The sequence below is a fragment of the Lonsdalea quercina genome, assembly GCF_900107885.1.
In the GTDB taxonomy this organism is placed as follows: Bacteria; Pseudomonadota; Gammaproteobacteria; order Enterobacterales; family Enterobacteriaceae; genus Lonsdalea; species Lonsdalea quercina.
The window spans coordinates 89,591-105,534 of record NZ_FNQS01000003.1; the positions used below are offsets into that span (position 1 = coordinate 89,591).

Below are 15,944 nucleotides of genomic sequence, written 5' to 3' on the forward strand. Positions count from 1 at the left end.
TTCTAACCCCATTCCTCCATCTCATGCCGCAGCAACCGCCATCGGTATGGTATTTCTGTCTTCGACAAACATAGGTATCGATATGAAATCCAGCCTCGTCTTTCTGATGCTGTGCGTCCTCACGGGCTGTGCGCAGCATCGGCACGACCTCCCGCCGGTATCTGGCGATCCTCAACCAGTTAATTCTCCCGCAATTATTCAGGAGCTGACAAAGCATGTCTGAAACAGAAAACATCATTGCGTCATCCCGCGCCTTTGAATCTGTCCTGCTGGAAAAGGATGAACGGGAAAAAAAGATGGCGTGGCGAATAGCGGCCATAGGGTTTGCTCTGGCCGCAATGGCGATCACCGCACTGATTATTCTGCTGCCGCTGAAAACCACCGAAATCGAATTATGGTCGGTGGATAAACAGACCGGGCGGTATGAATATATGACCCGGATTAAAGAGCAGAGTATTTCCACAGAGAAAGCACTGGCTCAGGCGTTAGCGGCGCATTATGTCAGGCTCCGCGAGGGTTATAACTATTTTGCTCTCCAGCGCGATTATGACGATGTGCAGTTATTCAACAGCGATAGTGTGAACCGGGATTATCTCGACGGGTTCAACAGCAATCAGGCACCCGATGTCATTTTCAATAAAGCGGAATATGTCGTGTCTATCGACATTATTTCCAACGTTCACGCGACCGCGACAGCGCCTGACCATCTGGCGACCTTACGCATTAAACGCACTATCCGCCGGATTGTCGATAACTCGGTTAAAACAGATGTCTGGAACATCCGGCTGACTTATCGCTACCTCCCCCGCAAACAACTGACAGACAGCCAGCGAGAAGTGAATCCTCTGGGGTTCATCGTGACCAGCTACCAACGCGATAAAGAACTGAGGGGTGAATGATGCTGAAAACAACCGTGATCTTGTGGCTTCTTTTGGGTTCATCCACAGCCTGGAGCGCGGCGATACCGCGCAGCAGCACCTATGACAGCCGAATGCAGAATGTCACCTATAACAGCCAAAATGCGACCATCGTCAACACCCGTCCCGGCTACCTCACCACACTCCTGTTTGATGACGATGAAGAAGTCATCGACGCGCAGGCGGGTTTTCCAAAGGGTTGGAAAGTCACAAAAAGTGATAACCGAGTCGGTGTCAGTCCAAACCCTATCACCCAGCCGGTAACCGATGATAACGGCAACAACGTCAATAAAGTTTTTCTGCCAACGGCGAGCGAATGGAGAACCAATCTCTTTGTCGTGACATCAAAGCGCGATTACAGTCTGGAACTGAACGTACTGGAGAATGACTCGCCTTCACAGGCCTTTATTATTCGTTTTCGCTATCCGGATGACGATCGCAGGCGATCAGAGACAGCCAGCGCAGCGCGTTTGAAACTCCTGCGTGAAACACAGGAAAAGCAGCAGATAACGACAGCATTTGAGCAGGCAACCACGCCGCGTAACTGGCTCTATACCAAGCGAGTCGCAGTCGGTTCAGCCTCCATTGCACCAGATTTCACTTATGATGATGGCCGCTTTATCTATCTCGGTTTTTCTCCCGTCAAAATCCTTCCTTCGATCTTCCGGATCGTTAACGGGCAGGAACAGACCGTAACACCCCGAATAACCAAACACGGAAACTACACCGTGGTCGTCGTGCGGGCAATGTCGCCACAGTTGGTATTGCGCTACGGCAGCGCGGTAGTCGGGATTGAGAATACGTCATTCGGCAACGCCACTACTGGCAGAGGTGACACCGTTTCACCTGTCGTCACGCTGGAGGCTAAATGACTGATAAATCCATCCCAGAAACAACGGCAAAAACCGTGGCGATGCTGGAGGCTGAAGCCCGTGAACGCGCCCGTTCAGCGATGGCGAGTCAGGCACCAGAGCAAAACACACCTCCCGGCCAACCTGAAGTGACCCGCTTCAAAAAAGCATCCAGCCGCCGGACGCTGCTGGTCAGTCTGCTGAGTCTGGGCGCACTGATTGCACTGGCATTGGGTGGAGATCGCTTCCTTATCGCATTAAAACAAAGCGATGATAAGGCGGTTGAAACCCCAGCCCCGCCGTCAGCCAGTACAGGACAACATGAGCGTAAAAACCTCGGCATGGACAACAATCCGTTCGGCCTGCTCGGCCAGGACAAACAGGAAACCGCAACAGATAATCCCCCAATACAGACGGCATCACCGTCAGAGCCACCTGCTTTAAATAAGGCGGCGGCACTGGCCGATAGCCCAAGTAGTGCCGCTGAGTCCACACAACGCGGTAATACTCAGGCTTCACAAACTGCTCCTTCCGGCACACAGAGCAAAGACACACCTGCAACCATGTCTGGCACAGAGACTAACGACGCCAATCCCGGTGTCGCAAAAGTGACCAGCGTCAGGCGACTGGGTCTCGATCCCAATCTTTACCTGCCGGTTGATCGTTATATTCCGTGCTCGATGATGCGGCGTTTTGTCTCTGATGTGGGCGGTCGTATTTCCTGCCTTATCGGCGAAGATGTCTACAGCGCTAACCATTACGTGAAGTTGCTCCCTGCCGGAACCGTCGCCAGAGGGTTCTACCGCACCGGGGCGCTGCAACATGGCCGGAGCCGAATGTTTGTCATTTGGACAGAATTACGCACACCGGAACCCGGCAGCCTGCAAATCCCGCTGATTGATACCGAAGCCACCGGCCCGTTGGGTGAGGCTGGGATTAGCGGATGGATTGATACCCATTTCTGGGAACGGTTCGGCAATGCGTTGATGTTGAGCACCGTACAAGATGTGGCTGCCGCCGCATCAGATTCAGCACCGGGGAAAGACCGCAATACCGATTACACCGAAAACACCCGCGCTGCCGCGTCAGAAATGGCGAAAACGGCGTTAGAAAACAGCATCAATATTCCGCCCACGATGTATCTCAATCAGGGCGATGTGATCGGCATCATGACCGGTACGGATATCGATTTCTCTTCCATTTATCAACTACGTCTAAAAAAGAGGTGGTATGAGCGCTGAAAATCTGTCGCTGGATTTTATGAAAAACCAGTTGTTCGGCGATTATCTCAAACTGGATGGCCTGACGGAAATCGCCATTAACCGCCCCGGAGAGATCCACACCAAAATAAACGGTCGATGGCAGAAGCATGATTCTCCGGTTACGTTGCGTCAGTGCCATGCTTTGGCCAAAGCACTGGCCTCATGGAATGAGGACAATATCGATGATACCTCCCCTATCCTTTCCGCCACATTAGGATCAGGTGAACGTGTCCAGACTATTATTCCCCCAGCCTGTGAGCGGGATACCGTATCGATTACGCTGCGAAACCCGTCATTTGAGCAGAAAACGCATCAGTCCTGGATTGATGCTGGTTTTTATAACCGGATAGCCGGTAAGGAGAGAAACGAAAGTAAAGATGATGAACTGACCCGATGCTACAACAATGGTGATATCCCCCACTTTATCGAAAAGGCCGTCGAGTACGGTAAAACGATCTTTATTGTTGGTGAAACCGGCTCCGGTAAAACCACCTATATGAAGACGTTGCTGCACTATATTCCGTCACATCTCAGGCTAACCACGATTGAAGATAATCCTGAAATCCATTTATACAACCACGCTAATTATGTTCATCTGTTTTATCCGGCGGATGCTGGAGACGAGGCGATTATCACACCCGGCAGACTTATCAGAGCGAATTATCGAATGAATCCAGATCGGATTCTGCTGGCAGAAATTCGTGGGCGGGAAGCGTGGGACACGCTGAAAATTATCGGTTCAGGGCATGAAGGCCTTATCACCTCCCTGCACGCAGGCAGTCCGGAAGAATGTATAGAAGGGATCATTGACCGCTGTTATGAAAATCCTGACTGTAAAAATATCCCGTTCGATGTGCTGTTACGCAAGGTACTTAAATGCGTAGATATCATCGTCAGCGTAGATATTCACGGTGATATTCGTCGAATGGGGGATATTTATTTCAAACCTGTACACCTTCATCAAATGAAGAAATCATTCAGATAGCTGAACCGTTAAAGCCCCTCATTCCCAATAAAGGTATTTGATATGAAAATGATCATATTCACCACCTGCCTTTTCTGCATGAGTTTGCTACTGCCCTCTTTCGTAATGGCCGCTGATGCCTGTGAAATTGTTTTATGTCTGTACGGTAAAACAACCGGTAACGGCGGAGGAAGTGAATGTCTGTCTGCTGAACGTTATTTCTTTAAGGTTGTGAAAAAGAACAGACACGGATTTCACCCCAACCGTACTGCCGATGCCCGAAAAACTTTATTACTCGAATGCAAATTAGCCGACCCGAAAATTATCGATCAGATAATTAATAAATTTGGCCGCATACGTAATTGAATTCAAAGAAAACGGTAATAAAGACATCTGGATTATTACTGTTCCCCCAGTCAACTCTGGATGGAAAACTCGACACCGATCGTGACGGTTTTAGGCTTTTAAATTTATGCGAATAGCCGAAATTTAAAAGTGGCGTAAGGCGAGTAAATTCAATTTCAAAGAAATTGCTAATTTGCGTCGCCGATCCCATCTGCAAACAGCCGCGCCCACGCGGATTTTGCAGACCGGGGGGAGCCGAATAAATTTCGCCGCCCCAGCGAGCGAAAAGCTATCGCCCACGATAGCGGTTTATTTGGGGGGCATAGCCCCGCACACCGTCGCAGCTAAGTCTCCGGCCAAAAGCCGGTAGCGTGGCGCGACCACCCGCTTTGAAGGCGTTTTCCCATTTTTTCGCTTGGCCGGAACGGACAAAAGAAAAAATAGGCGAAAAACGGCGTCTCAAAGGGGGTGGTCGCGCGTAGCGGGCGACGGTGTGCCGCCTTTGACCTCGGGGGTTTTGGCGCGGCGTTCAACCACGACATTACCCCCATGCGCCAGGCAATAAGGGCGTCCAGCCCGCATGAACTGGCGCACGCTGTTTCGTGCTGGGAAGCATGCTTTCCGACACATGGCCGCAGAGCGGTCACCTTCTTCGCCCCAGACGTTCGCCCCGCCTTTTCGCCCAACATCGTGGGGCGAATTGATGGGGCGATGCGTTGGGGCGAGTCGCGGACAAAGGAGGCACCATGATGTTAAATAAGCTTTCCATTTCACTGTCGCCGATAGTAAATGGTGTGCTGTCCTTTATTGATGTTATGCAACAGCATCAATTGATGCTGGCGCTATTATCGGGACTGACCCTGCCGTTTTTCGCTTCAATGAAAAGCGATGAACGGCAGAAAGTCCCGTTATGGAAAAAGCTGATTATCACTTTTTACCTGCTGTGTTTCCTGTTTGGCACAGTGGGCCCCTTACTTATTAGCGTTTTTAGGTGGCTTTATAACGATCGGATACTTACCCGCACTCCCATTCTGGACTGGTCAATATTAATTATATTTACCATGGCAGGGCTTATTCTCCATATTAGTCTGCGCCGGGTATTAACGCCTGAACTGGATAAAATAAAAAAACAACTCATCAAAAAGACCAGTCTTGAAAGGGAATTACGCACAGATGTACGCACGGTAAAATCCCTGCTGCCGGAAACGCTGCATTATAATCCGCTGGATTACATCAACCTAGATAAGGGTATTTTTATCGGGATAGACAGTGGTGAAAAACCGATGTATCTCCCGTTAAAAGACTGGCAAAGACAACATGCGGATATTATCGGCACCACCGGAGCCGGTAAAGGTGTAGCAACCGGTATATTGCTTTACCAAAGTATCCTGGCGGGTGAAGGTGTATTTATTATGGACCCAAAGGATGATGAATGGGCGACGCATCTTTATCGCAAGGCCTGCGAGGATGCAGGCAAACCCTTTGCCTTAATTGACCTGCGAAAACCGCAATACCAATTAAATCTGATTGAAAATATTACACCTGACGAACTAGAGGAATTGTTTGTTGCGGGATTCAGCTTGGCGGAAAAAGGTCAGGAATCCGATTTTTATCGTATCGACGACCGAAAAGCGGCACGTATCGCGGCACAATTTGTCAGCAGTCATACATCTTCGACTATCCGCGATATTTATAACGGCGAATATGTTCAAGGTATCGCGGAGGATATCAAAGCCTTTTTCGGCAAGATTGAAGAGCTGGCGTTGCTCAATGCCATCAACGCGCCGGCAGGATTTTCACTCCAATCGGTTTTTGATGAAGGTGGCTGCTGCTATGTCATCGGCTCAATGCGCAATAGCAAGATTATCACTGCCCAGCGAATGCTGCTGGTACGTCTGTACCAGTTAGCAGAACGACGTGACCGGGTAAAAGAAACACCCCGCCCCATAGCCATCTTTCTCGACGAATTAAAATACCATCTGTCAAAACCGGCTCTGGAAGGGCTAGGCGCGGCACGGGATAAAGGCGTGCATATTATTATGGCGCATCAGTCCGTCGCCGATTTGAAAGACTGCCCGGCAGATTTAAAAGGCGATGCTGTTGTCGGTGCAGTCGTTGAAAACGCTAAATTCAAGCTGGTATACCGCGTTATGGACCCGGATACAGCTGAATGGGTGGCGAGAATGTCTGGCACCATCTTAGTGGATGATGAAATCCGCAAAGCCAAAACTGATGCCGTACTGACGGAAACCATCGACGGTGAACGTACTATCAGACAGGCCGAGCGTTTCTTTATCGACAGCAATATGATTCTGAACCTGCCCGATTTTGTCAGCTTTATCTTTACGACGAGAACGCTTCCCTCTGCTTCACTGATTTCCCCCATAAAGGTACAAAAACGCGAGCTAGAGATCTATTCCGTTTCTCCGGATATTGCCGCGTCGGCAGCACCGGCAAAAATCGCGCTGGACTTCGACGAGGAAGGAGCGACATCCGCTTCAACAACCAATGTCGCGGCAACACAGCCTGATCTTTTCTTTGAAGGAGAAAGAAAATCAGCAAAACCGAGATCTGATGATGACGAAACACCGTCCTTGCTCAATTTTTAGGAGGCATAATGCTTATCGCAACGCATAGCGAGCGCACCGCTCGCAACAGCGAGAAGATAAAAAGGCTGCTGAATTTCCTGAAGGAAGAAACCTACAGCGACTTTAAAACGCTGATGCTGCTGTTTGGCTTCAGGGATCACAAATCGCTGTATACGCTGCTGACAAAAACTGAACGAATGGGGTTAATACACAAGCATGTGTTTGAATCACGGACGATGAAAATGTCGTTATGGGGCATAACCAGCGACGGACTGGCTATCGTTTTAACGCCGGGCGATGACATTTTCCCGGCACGCTTTGAACCGTCAAAAATCACTGGCTGGACGCTGGAGCACCACCTTGATAATCAGGTTGCTAGGCTCATCCTGGAGAAAAAAGGCGCATCCGGATGGGTAAACGGCGATCGCTCAACGTTCCTCAGCCAGTATCAGGTCAAACACCGTCCGGATGGACTCATCACACTCCCTGACGGACAGGTCATCGCAGTAGAAACCGAGCGCCGCCTGAAAACCAAAGCTCGCTACCAGGCGATTATCGCCAGCCATTTGCTGGCCCGGACACAAAAGAACTGGATTTACGTCTTTTATATCGTACCGGACCTACAGAAAAAACGGGCGCTTGAACTGCTGTTTGGCAGCATCAAACACGTCATCATCAACCATCAGCACATACCGCTGGAAGCACGTCATCGGAACGTTTTTCGCATTTATACTCTCGACGAGCTGCGACAACTGGAGCCGAGGCAATATTCATAAGCTGGCTCTGACGTTGCCAAATCTCATGGTCGGCTAAGAGCGAGATATAGTCATTCGCACCCTGAGAATTACACTTTGAAGTGATTCAGGGTATGCGCTTACTGGTTACGAATATTGAGCGAGAATCATGTGATGATCGCCGCTTTTCTTTCGAGCCAGTAAGTGCTCCACGTTCGCTAACGAATACTCAGGGCATGCAGATAAACTGCTGGCTATATTTCTTTCGAAGAGCGTGGAATGCATACCAATCCCCGATGAAAAGGAGTTGGTGATGACTGCGACTAATCAATTTGCTGCACATGTTGGTCTGGACTGGGCAGATAAAAAACACGATGTCTGAGTTCAGTTTAAAAACGGCGAACGCGCATTCCATGTAATTGAACATACAGCTGAAGCGCTTGATCTCTGGCTTACCGGGTTACACCAGAAGGTGAAGGGCAGGATCGCTATAGCTCTCGAACTGAAGAAAGGCCCCGTGGTGTATGCTCTTCAAAAATATCCGTTTATTACCGTTTTCCCTGTCCATGCTTTGTCCCTGGCCCGTTACCGGCAAGCTTTCTCGCCCAGCGGCGCTAAAGATGACCCGCAGGATGCCGAGCTGGCATTAGAGTTAATGCTACGCTATCCCCAAAAGGTAAAAGCCATTGAGCCCGACAATGCAGATATCCGGTTACTTCAGCAACTGGTTGAGCAACGTCGTCAGTTGGTTGAAGATAAACGTCGCTTTGTTAATCGGATAATCAACACACTTAAACAATATTATCCTCAGCCCCTGGAGTGGTTCTCACACCGGGGGAGTTTACTGTTGTGTGAACTAATTACACGGTGGCCCAGTCTGCAACAACTGAAACGTGCCAGGCGCGACACAATCCGCAACTTTCTGAATGCCAAAGGTGGCCGTGCAATGGTCCTTACCGAGCAACGTGTTGCGAGTATTGATAACGCGATCCCATTGACTACAGACCCGAGTGTTATAGAGGCTAATGCTTTGATGGCAACAGCACTGGCGACACAAATTAAAGTCGTGAGTGAAATCATCAAAACCTATGACGAGCGAATCGAAACGCTGTTTGACACATTGCCAGATGCGGGGCTGTTCAAATCACTTCCGGGCATGGGGCCATGTATGGGCCCACGGATGCTTGCTGCACTTGGTGATAACCGTGACCGGTTTAACAGCGCTGAAGAAATTCAAAACTACGCAGGTGTTGCACCGGTGACAGAACGAAGTGGCCAGAAATCCTGGGTTCACTGGCGATGGCAATGTGCTAAGTTCGTCAGACAGACCTTTGTTGAATGGGCTGCCAAGACGGTTAACTCATCATACTGGGCCAGACTTTATTACCAGAGCCAGCGAGAAAAAGGGAAATCGCATCAATCAGCTATCCGGGCTCTGGCGTTTAAATGGATAAGGATCATTTACCGCTGCTGGAAGACTAGAACCCAGTACGACGAAGCGAAATATTTGCTGGCATTGGAAGAGCGACACTCGCCCTTACTTAGGCCATAAAAAGCTTGTCGAATGTCTCAGGGCGTGAAGCGGGCGCTCAGCGGATTTTCTAGGTTCTCTGACTCAGACCTAACACTGCAAACAACCTTGTATACAAAACTGTCGAGTGCTAGGAAGTGGCACAATGCCGTGCTATGCGTTAGTGTAAGGCGTAATAGGTCGCGAAACTGCATACGGCGACGCTTCCATACCTCTAGTAAAAAGCAGTTTTTAAGTTAGAACTTCGTCAGCCAGCGAGGGGAAGATGCCTAATTTTTTCAGGGATTCGAATGGTGCTCTGAATCTAGCCGCACAAAAGTTAGTGCCCAACCAAGGCTTTCGTGCGGGTCAACTCGGTGCCCTGCATGCTGCAATGGCGCATTACTCGGTCTATGCCGACCCGGCGATAATCTGCCTTCCTACTGGGTACGGTAAGACATCTGTAATGATGGCACTACCGTTTCTGGTTCAGTCAAAACGAGTGCTCGTTGTTGAGCCGTCTAATGCTCTACGCAAGCAGGTATCATCGCACTTTGCGGAACTTTCTACCCTAAAGCGTATTGGTGCTATTCCGGCGGATCTTGCTAACCCATCGGTGCTCCGACATGAAGGGAGACCTCAATCTGAGGAAGATTGGCAGGTCTTAGAGAGCCACGATGTTGTGGTTTCGACGCCAAGTAGTTCATCACCAGCGGTTGCACTTGGCGCCTCGCCAGACTTGTTCGATTTGATCGTATTTGATGAAGCCCATCACGCTCCTGCGAATACATGGGCTGCGTACTTAGAGCACTACACGAAAGCCCGGTTCGTATTTCTGACCGCAACCCCTTTTCGCCGCGATGGCCAAGTAATTCCAGGGAAGCTGGTCTACCGCTACCCAGTAATGAAGGCCGTAGATGAAGGGGCGTTTCATCCCGTCGCCTTCCGAGCTGCGCCTATTCAAAACACGGTCGATGATCATCACATTGACCAGATCATTGCAGAGACGGCTGTAAACCAACTAAATCAGGACTTAGCTGCAGGGCATAATCATCGCCTCTTTGTGAGGGCAGCAACGACCAATGCAGCCAGGGCTTTGGTTCCAATCTATCAAGCGCTTGGGGTCAACGTTGAAGCAGTGGATAGTAAGATCACGAAGCGTACCCAGGATCGCTGCGAGCAGCGTTTGGTCAGTGGGGAGCTGCAGGGGATCGTGTGTGTGGATATGTTCGGAGAGGGGTACGACTTTCCGAAACTGAAGGTGGCCGCATTACACACTCCACATCGTTCATTGGTACCGACAATTCAGTTCATTGGGCGTTTCGCTAGGGTGGATAAGGCAACCGGCCAGGCAACATTAATTGCGCCGCTCCCAAGAATTCTGGAGGCGCCTAGCACTCTTCTGAAGGAGGGTGTAGATCTTGCGAGTATGATAGATGCAGCTGCTCAAGCAGAGATGGCAGGCGATGCTGCTGAGTTAGAAATGGTTGAGCGGCTCAGGCTGCGGAGAGTTGCCGAGTCAAACTACGATGCAGTGTCCCCTTTAGCAATAGAGCTCTATGCGCACGTCTGCGTGTTCCGTTGCTCCACACCTCCAATCTTCACTCAGATAAAAGAAACCCTGGGGCGTGACCTGCGAGTAGTGAAGCAATGGGCGTCAGATGATGGAGCCCTGACACTAATCCTGACCTCCGACGAAAATCCACCAAATTTCGCCACATCCGATGTGCTTGTGAACATTCGGCATGATGCTTTTCTGCTCTTATACTTTGCGGACTCCCAACTTTGCTATATCGGCTCTACCAGAAGAACAGAAAAGATCTACTTGGGACTGATGGACATGGTTTGCCCTCAGAGTTATCGGTCATTGAGCTACGAGGAAACCAGCCGTGCGCGAGCAGGTTTGGAGGGTGTCCGATTCTTCAATGTTGGACTAAAAAATACGACATTCAATTCACAAAGCGAAACATACAGAACGTTAACAGGGCCAGCAGCGGAACGTGCAGTAACGGCTGGTGATAGCCGGGCATACGCTCAAGGGCACTTCTTTGGAAGCGGTTCGAGCGGCGGAGAAAAAGAGACCATCGGAGCTAGCAGTAGCTCACGTATTTGGAGTAATCAGCGCCTCTCTATAGCAGAGTTTTACCAGTGGGTCGCTCGATTAGATGGTCGGCTTGCTGGCAATACTCCCTTCTCTGAAACACGCCTCGATGTTATTCGATCGGCTACGACGTTGCAGAGGCTACCAGACCTAGTGATTGCAGGGACCTGGCCCAGAGCAGGATTCAAGACAAATCCGAGGATTAGAATTCGTCGCCCTGAGGATCAACGGCCGCTCTATAGCCGCCTCACTGAATGGGACCTGGCAGACTTTGACTGCAGACCCTCAGAAGCCCAATTGCTCTTCAGCATTCACTCAGAGGAAGCGAGTGCCAATATGCGATTTTCGCCTCAGGGGCGAATGGTGGCATTGCTCGATCAGAATGTGGGTTTGGAGATCGAATCAGCTAGCGATCTATGGATGCCGTTAGCTGACTGGTTGAGTGAACACCCACCGATGTTCTATGCCTCCGATAAATCTACCTTTGAAGGGCTGAATTTAATGCTTGCGCCGCAGTTACAGGCAGTTTCGCTCACAAAGGACGATACGCAGGTCATTGGTTGGGACGAATGCGAAATTAGGGTCGAGTTTGTCATCGACAACGACACTGAAAAAGCACGGGAACAGCGCGCAAAGTTGCAGGGTAAAAGGACTGTACAGGAACATCTCGAACAGTACCTGCTTGGCCTCCCTAACGTAGTCGCACTGTTTTACGACCACCGTTCTGGAGAGGCAGCCGACTATATTGCGGTGACCATGGAGGCCAATGGCGACGTGGACATCTCGTTGTACCACTGTAAAGGAGCAGGAGGCGCTCCCAGCGGGGGTCGAGTGGATGATGTGTACGAAGTCGCTGGTCAATTAGTGAAGTCCGTTTTCTATTGCGATGTATCTGTGCTTCTTGCGCATATGGCGGATCGAATGAGTCAACGTTTTAAGTCGCCGTCTAGGTTTGTAGTGGGTGATCTGCAGACACTCAAGGATATACTCGAAGGCACTCGTGCAACTCAACTTGGGTTCACTGTAGTGGGAGTGCAGCCAGGGATAAGCAATGCTGAAATCGATGCTCATCTCGCAGATCTAATGTCATTCGGAATCTCTTACGCCATGCAGGGTGGTGCAACAAGAGCCTATTGGTTAGTGAGTAAGTAGGAATTTTCGCCAAAGCGGAAAAGAGGACAGATTATTTATTGGTTTAATGTCCGCTACTGGAACGGGGCGGACAGTGTGCAACATGATCTGCAGTGAGAGGCCAGTGGAAGTTCGCGATTTTCCTAGCGGCTGATCGATACTTTACGATCATAGCCGCGTATTCATCTATGGGGAGCAGGTCACGGCAGCTATGAGCGAGAAACAGACGTTTCCCTAACAGCTACGTGGCTGCAATAGTAAATTATATATATTACAGCTACTTCTTTATTAAGTGGCAAGCCATCAGCAGCGACTCCCGCGCAATCATAGGCTAAATCCAGCAATTGTCTTTTAATTGTTTTGGCATCTACCGCCATATCTACCGTAGCAAAATGGATCTTATGTCCCTGAGTGACAACATACTCATTGAGCATATAGCCTACGGCGGGATGAAGCAGAAGGCCACTGGCATTGAGCGAAAGTGGGTCCGCCTTACTCTCCTGTGTCCTAAGGTAGGTATATAACTGATAAATATAGCTATTGCGTAGCGATTGTTCCCGATACCAGCCCTTTGTCAGGATCGCATTAAACTTGGTATCGATAATAATGCGCTGCTGTGCCATCTTGTGTTCAAGAATAATGTCTGACTTCATTGTCGGAAAAATCTCTGCGCTGCCCGCACTTTGATCGCTCAACGCCCATTTCAGCTCTTTCCCAGGAGAGACCCCCCAGTTTGTTTTGGCGAGGTTTACACGATAAAAGCCCGCAATACCTTTTTCAAAAAGTCTTCTCATCCAGTAAAGATTATCTGAGGGCGCAGGCAAAAGATGTTGCCCTGGATCTTCGGTCGGCATTAGCAGTTCAAAAGCTAATTGTGCGGCATCGACCATCGGTTTATCAGCGGCATCATGGCGTCCAAAATGCCACACCGAGCGCAGTTCGTGGTTGTCAGGATATCCTCCGTTTATTCCCTCACGGCGAAGTGATATTGCCATAACGTAGCAATCTGCTGCCAACGACGGTTTCGTTATGATCGGGGTCAGACGTTCTAACGCGCAGCGAACATAGCGGTTTCGCGGGGTGTCGAGGGTCATGTTCTGAAAATGGCAGGCGACCCGACCCCGCTCCAGCAACTGATGACTGACCGTGTACAGTACATCAATATGTCCTCTCACCTTGTTCAGGGTCGCATGACAGGTTTGGTATCCCATGCTTAAATTGCGACGACGACGCAGCGCAATCTCATGTAGCAAGATTGTCGCCACCAGGTCGGGTATTTCTGCCGGGTTATCTTCAACCGCAATATGACTGCGTCCCAACTGGCGAAACAGATCTGAAGCGTACAGCATCAGCAACCAAAGATTTCGCATGGGAATACGTGACGCTTTATGTTGCTCACTCCTGGTGATTGTCGTCATTCTGCTAATAACACTTTTCTGGCTTCGTTGACTTTGTTTGGGGCATCAAACCAGTATTCGGCGAGCAAAGGGCAGATCTCTGTATCTACGACCTGTTCATACCATTCCTGAGCTTCGCTGATTTTCTGTCCGGTAGCTGGGGTGACATAGCTGTGACCGATACAAAACTGCGGCCCTAAGGTGACATCTTTTGCCAGCATCTCGTTTAGCGCCGTCAGTCGAGATTCGATGATGGCTAACAGATCTAAATCAATTGCGAATTTATGATTTACCCATTTTTTCCACGCGTCATTAAACGCTGGCTTTAAATCGATAAATGCGAAACGGCGGCGCAGTGCCAGGTCGAGTAGTGCCAGGGAGCGGTCTGCAATATTCATCGTGCCGATGATATACAGATTCTCAGGGATGTAGATTTTTTCATCAGGATTTTCACTGTGAGAGAGCGCCAGCGCCTCGGTCGGAGTGCGTTTATCGGCTTCCATCAACGTGAGTGTTTCACCGAATATTTGCGCCGGATTGCCACGGTTAATCTCTTCAATAATCACCACATATTTCGCGGCAGGATTATTGATCGCAGTTCTGATTGCGTTCACAAAAGGTCCATCGACTAGAGTTAATCTCCCCTCTTTCCCTGGACGCCAGCCACGAATAAAGTCTTCGTAAGAGAGATTCGGGTGAAATTGCACCGCGCTAATACGCTCAGGAGCTTGTTCTCCCATTAAACAGTACGCCAGACGGCGCGCCAGCCAGGTTTTACCGGTTCCTGGCGGCCCTTGTAGGATCAGGTTTTTCTTGTCGTTCAGGCGTTGAAGTGTGAGTTGGATCTTCGCCTTTTCCAGGAAACAGCCCTCCTGAATCAGATTACTGATGGCGTAAGGCGCGTGAGTGAGTTTTGGTGGCGGCGCACTCTCTTCGACTGTTTCCGCAGTTATAGTCTGGGATTCGTTTTTTTCATAATTCAGGTATTCATAATTTCCGCGACCAAGGAATTTTAACTCATCATCATCGCGTAATTTTTGCAGATAAAAGGAGATTGAGTTTGTAACCGTTTTGCTCTCAGGGCGTTCTGCCTTGAATACGTCCAGGTAGTTTTCTTTCAGCTCCAAAGCAGTGAAATAAGGGCTCTCTTTTTTCAGGCATAATGCCTTAATTTTATTCAGTAGAGAGGCTTTCCACGTTCGATTTTCCACTTCATCTTTAGACTGGCTAAGATCGGTATGCCACGCTGACAGAGAGAGTTCCGGGAAGGAATGAACCGGATAGTTGGATTGGATAAAGGCCTCTTTAAGCGCCTGCATAATGCTCAGGTAGTTTTGCCCACTGCAGCGACCTTTTGCCCCGTTTTTAAGGATCTTAATGTTTAACACTTTCTGGATGTAATACTGCGACTGGCTATCTAAAGTGGGGTAGAACCTGGGACGGGCCCAGTACAGCCCCATGCTCAGATTCCAGCCGACATTCGTCACTGCAGAAGCGATGTCATATGCGGAAGTGAAGTCTGCGGAGGTGGTATTCTTGTTATCCGCAAACGTCATTGCCTGTGAGAACATCTCCCACAAGCGTTCAATGTCATCAGGATCGCGCGACTTTTCATAACCAAAGAACCAAGATTTTTGGTTATTCAGCAGCGGGATACCGGCAAAGGAGTCAGGAACCGGTTCGTTCACGCCCAACAAATTCGCCAGCCTGGAGGCAATAATTTTGCGATTGGTGTCAGTCAGGTTGCGATTGAACAAGCCCATGGTAGTAAACGGACAAATGTCTTTTAAAGGAAAGGCCTCACCCTTGGCAGGTTTGTCCTGTAGATGGGACATCCCGTCGACATCAGCGGCAATCAGATGGATGCCTTTGACTAATTCGGCTCTCCGGTTTCGCCAGGCCAGTAACGCGCTGGCAAAAGCCTCATAAAAACGAGCCCATGCAAATTTGACGTCATGTTCTGCTGTGTCCACGGGTGCTCCCTTATGCTTGTTGGGCATTGATAACTTATCTGTGTGAGTTTTAAGATATTATGATTAATCTCGGGAAACTTAAACTACCCGATACAGGGATCGGCATGCGGCTTTCAAGAGATCACACCCCACCAGCCTCACCCGATTACCGTCTGGATCTGCAATCACCGC

General features: G+C 49.6%; 10 protein-coding genes and 1 pseudogene. 9 read left to right on the forward strand and 2 right to left on the reverse strand.

Features of this window, described 5'->3' with window-relative positions:
• Window positions 1–215 precede the first annotated feature (215 nt).
• The 9 genes and pseudogenes from BLU64_RS05715 (at window position 216) to BLU64_RS05760 (ending at window position 12,424) form a co-directional block, all read left to right on the forward strand.
• Window positions 216–899: a VirB8 family type IV secretion system protein gene (locus tag BLU64_RS05715; protein WP_026741521.1), complete on the forward strand. Its 684-nt coding sequence runs from the start codon at window positions 216–218 to the stop codon at window positions 897–899.
• A complete protein-coding gene (gene virB9 / locus BLU64_RS05720; RefSeq protein ID WP_074728090.1) occupies window positions 896–1,789 on the forward strand; it encodes a P-type conjugative transfer protein VirB9 in 894 nt (297 codons plus the stop codon). Before BLU64_RS05715 ends, virB9 begins: the two co-directional genes overlap by 4 nt.
• Window positions 1,786–3,009, forward strand: coding sequence for a VirB10/TraB/TrbI family type IV secretion system protein (gene virB10, locus BLU64_RS05725; RefSeq protein WP_026741519.1), 1,224 nt, complete (start codon window positions 1,786–1,788; stop codon window positions 3,007–3,009). Before virB9 ends, virB10 begins: the two co-directional genes overlap by 4 nt.
• Window positions 2,999–4,015, forward strand: a complete 1,017-nt coding sequence (gene virB11, locus BLU64_RS05730) for a P-type DNA transfer ATPase VirB11 (protein ID WP_026741518.1) — start codon at window positions 2,999–3,001, stop codon at window positions 4,013–4,015. The genes virB10 and virB11 overlap by 11 nt, the downstream gene beginning before the upstream one ends.
• 42 nt (window positions 4,016–4,057) lie before the next feature.
• Window positions 4,058–4,360, forward strand: coding sequence for a hypothetical protein (locus tag BLU64_RS05735; protein WP_026741517.1), 303 nt, complete (start codon window positions 4,058–4,060; stop codon window positions 4,358–4,360).
• Window positions 4,361–5,085: 725 nt separating this feature from the next.
• Entirely contained in the window at window positions 5,086–6,948 is a 1,863-nt protein-coding gene (locus BLU64_RS05745) for a type IV secretory system conjugative DNA transfer family protein (protein ID WP_026741516.1), read from the forward strand.
• An 8-nt stretch (window positions 6,949–6,956) separates the two neighbouring features.
• Window positions 6,957–7,703 (forward strand): MobC family replication-relaxation protein, encoded by a 747-nt coding sequence (gene mobC, locus BLU64_RS05750; RefSeq protein WP_074728094.1) that lies wholly within the window; start codon window positions 6,957–6,959, stop codon window positions 7,701–7,703.
• Window positions 7,704–7,974: 271 nt separating this feature from the next.
• Window positions 7,975–9,213, forward strand: a pseudogene (locus BLU64_RS05755) (IS110 family RNA-guided transposase).
• 244 nt (window positions 9,214–9,457) lie between these two features.
• Window positions 9,458–12,424, forward strand: coding sequence for a DEAD/DEAH box helicase (locus BLU64_RS05760; protein ID WP_074728096.1), 2,967 nt, complete (start codon window positions 9,458–9,460; stop codon window positions 12,422–12,424).
• A 188-nt stretch (window positions 12,425–12,612) separates the two neighbouring features.
• Here the strand turns inward: BLU64_RS05760 and mcrC are convergent, their stop codons facing one another.
• Entirely contained in the window at window positions 12,613–13,821 is a 1,209-nt protein-coding gene (mcrC, locus tag BLU64_RS05765; RefSeq protein WP_071999720.1) for a 5-methylcytosine-specific restriction endonuclease system specificity protein McrC, read from the reverse strand.
• Entirely contained in the window at window positions 13,818–15,773 is a 1,956-nt protein-coding gene (locus tag BLU64_RS05770; RefSeq protein ID WP_026741513.1) for an AAA family ATPase, read from the reverse strand. Before BLU64_RS05770 ends, mcrC begins: the two co-directional genes overlap by 4 nt.
• Window positions 15,774–15,944 lie beyond the last annotated feature (171 nt).

Excerpts from the sequence above, each read along its gene's own strand:
- BLU64_RS05715 (WP_026741521.1), top strand. The coding sequence starts at position 216 with ATGTCTGAAACAGAAAACATCATTGCGTCATCCCGCGCCTTTGAATCT.
- virB9 (WP_074728090.1), top strand. The coding sequence starts at position 896 with ATGATGCTGAAAACAACCGTGATCTTGTGGCTTCTTTTGGGTTCATCC.
- virB10 (WP_026741519.1), top strand. The coding sequence starts at position 1,786 with ATGACTGATAAATCCATCCCAGAAACAACGGCAAAAACCGTGGCGATG.
- virB11 (WP_026741518.1), top strand. The coding sequence starts at position 2,999 with ATGAGCGCTGAAAATCTGTCGCTGGATTTTATGAAAAACCAGTTGTTC.
- BLU64_RS05735 (WP_026741517.1), top strand. The coding sequence starts at position 4,058 with ATGAAAATGATCATATTCACCACCTGCCTTTTCTGCATGAGTTTGCTA.
- BLU64_RS05745 (WP_026741516.1), top strand. The coding sequence starts at position 5,086 with ATGATGTTAAATAAGCTTTCCATTTCACTGTCGCCGATAGTAAATGGT.
- mobC (WP_074728094.1), top strand. The coding sequence starts at position 6,957 with ATGCTTATCGCAACGCATAGCGAGCGCACCGCTCGCAACAGCGAGAAG.
- BLU64_RS05760 (WP_074728096.1), top strand. The coding sequence starts at position 9,458 with ATGCCTAATTTTTTCAGGGATTCGAATGGTGCTCTGAATCTAGCCGCA.
- mcrC (WP_071999720.1), bottom strand. The coding sequence starts at position 13,821 with ATGACGACAATCACCAGGAGTGAGCAACATAAAGCGTCACGTATTCCC.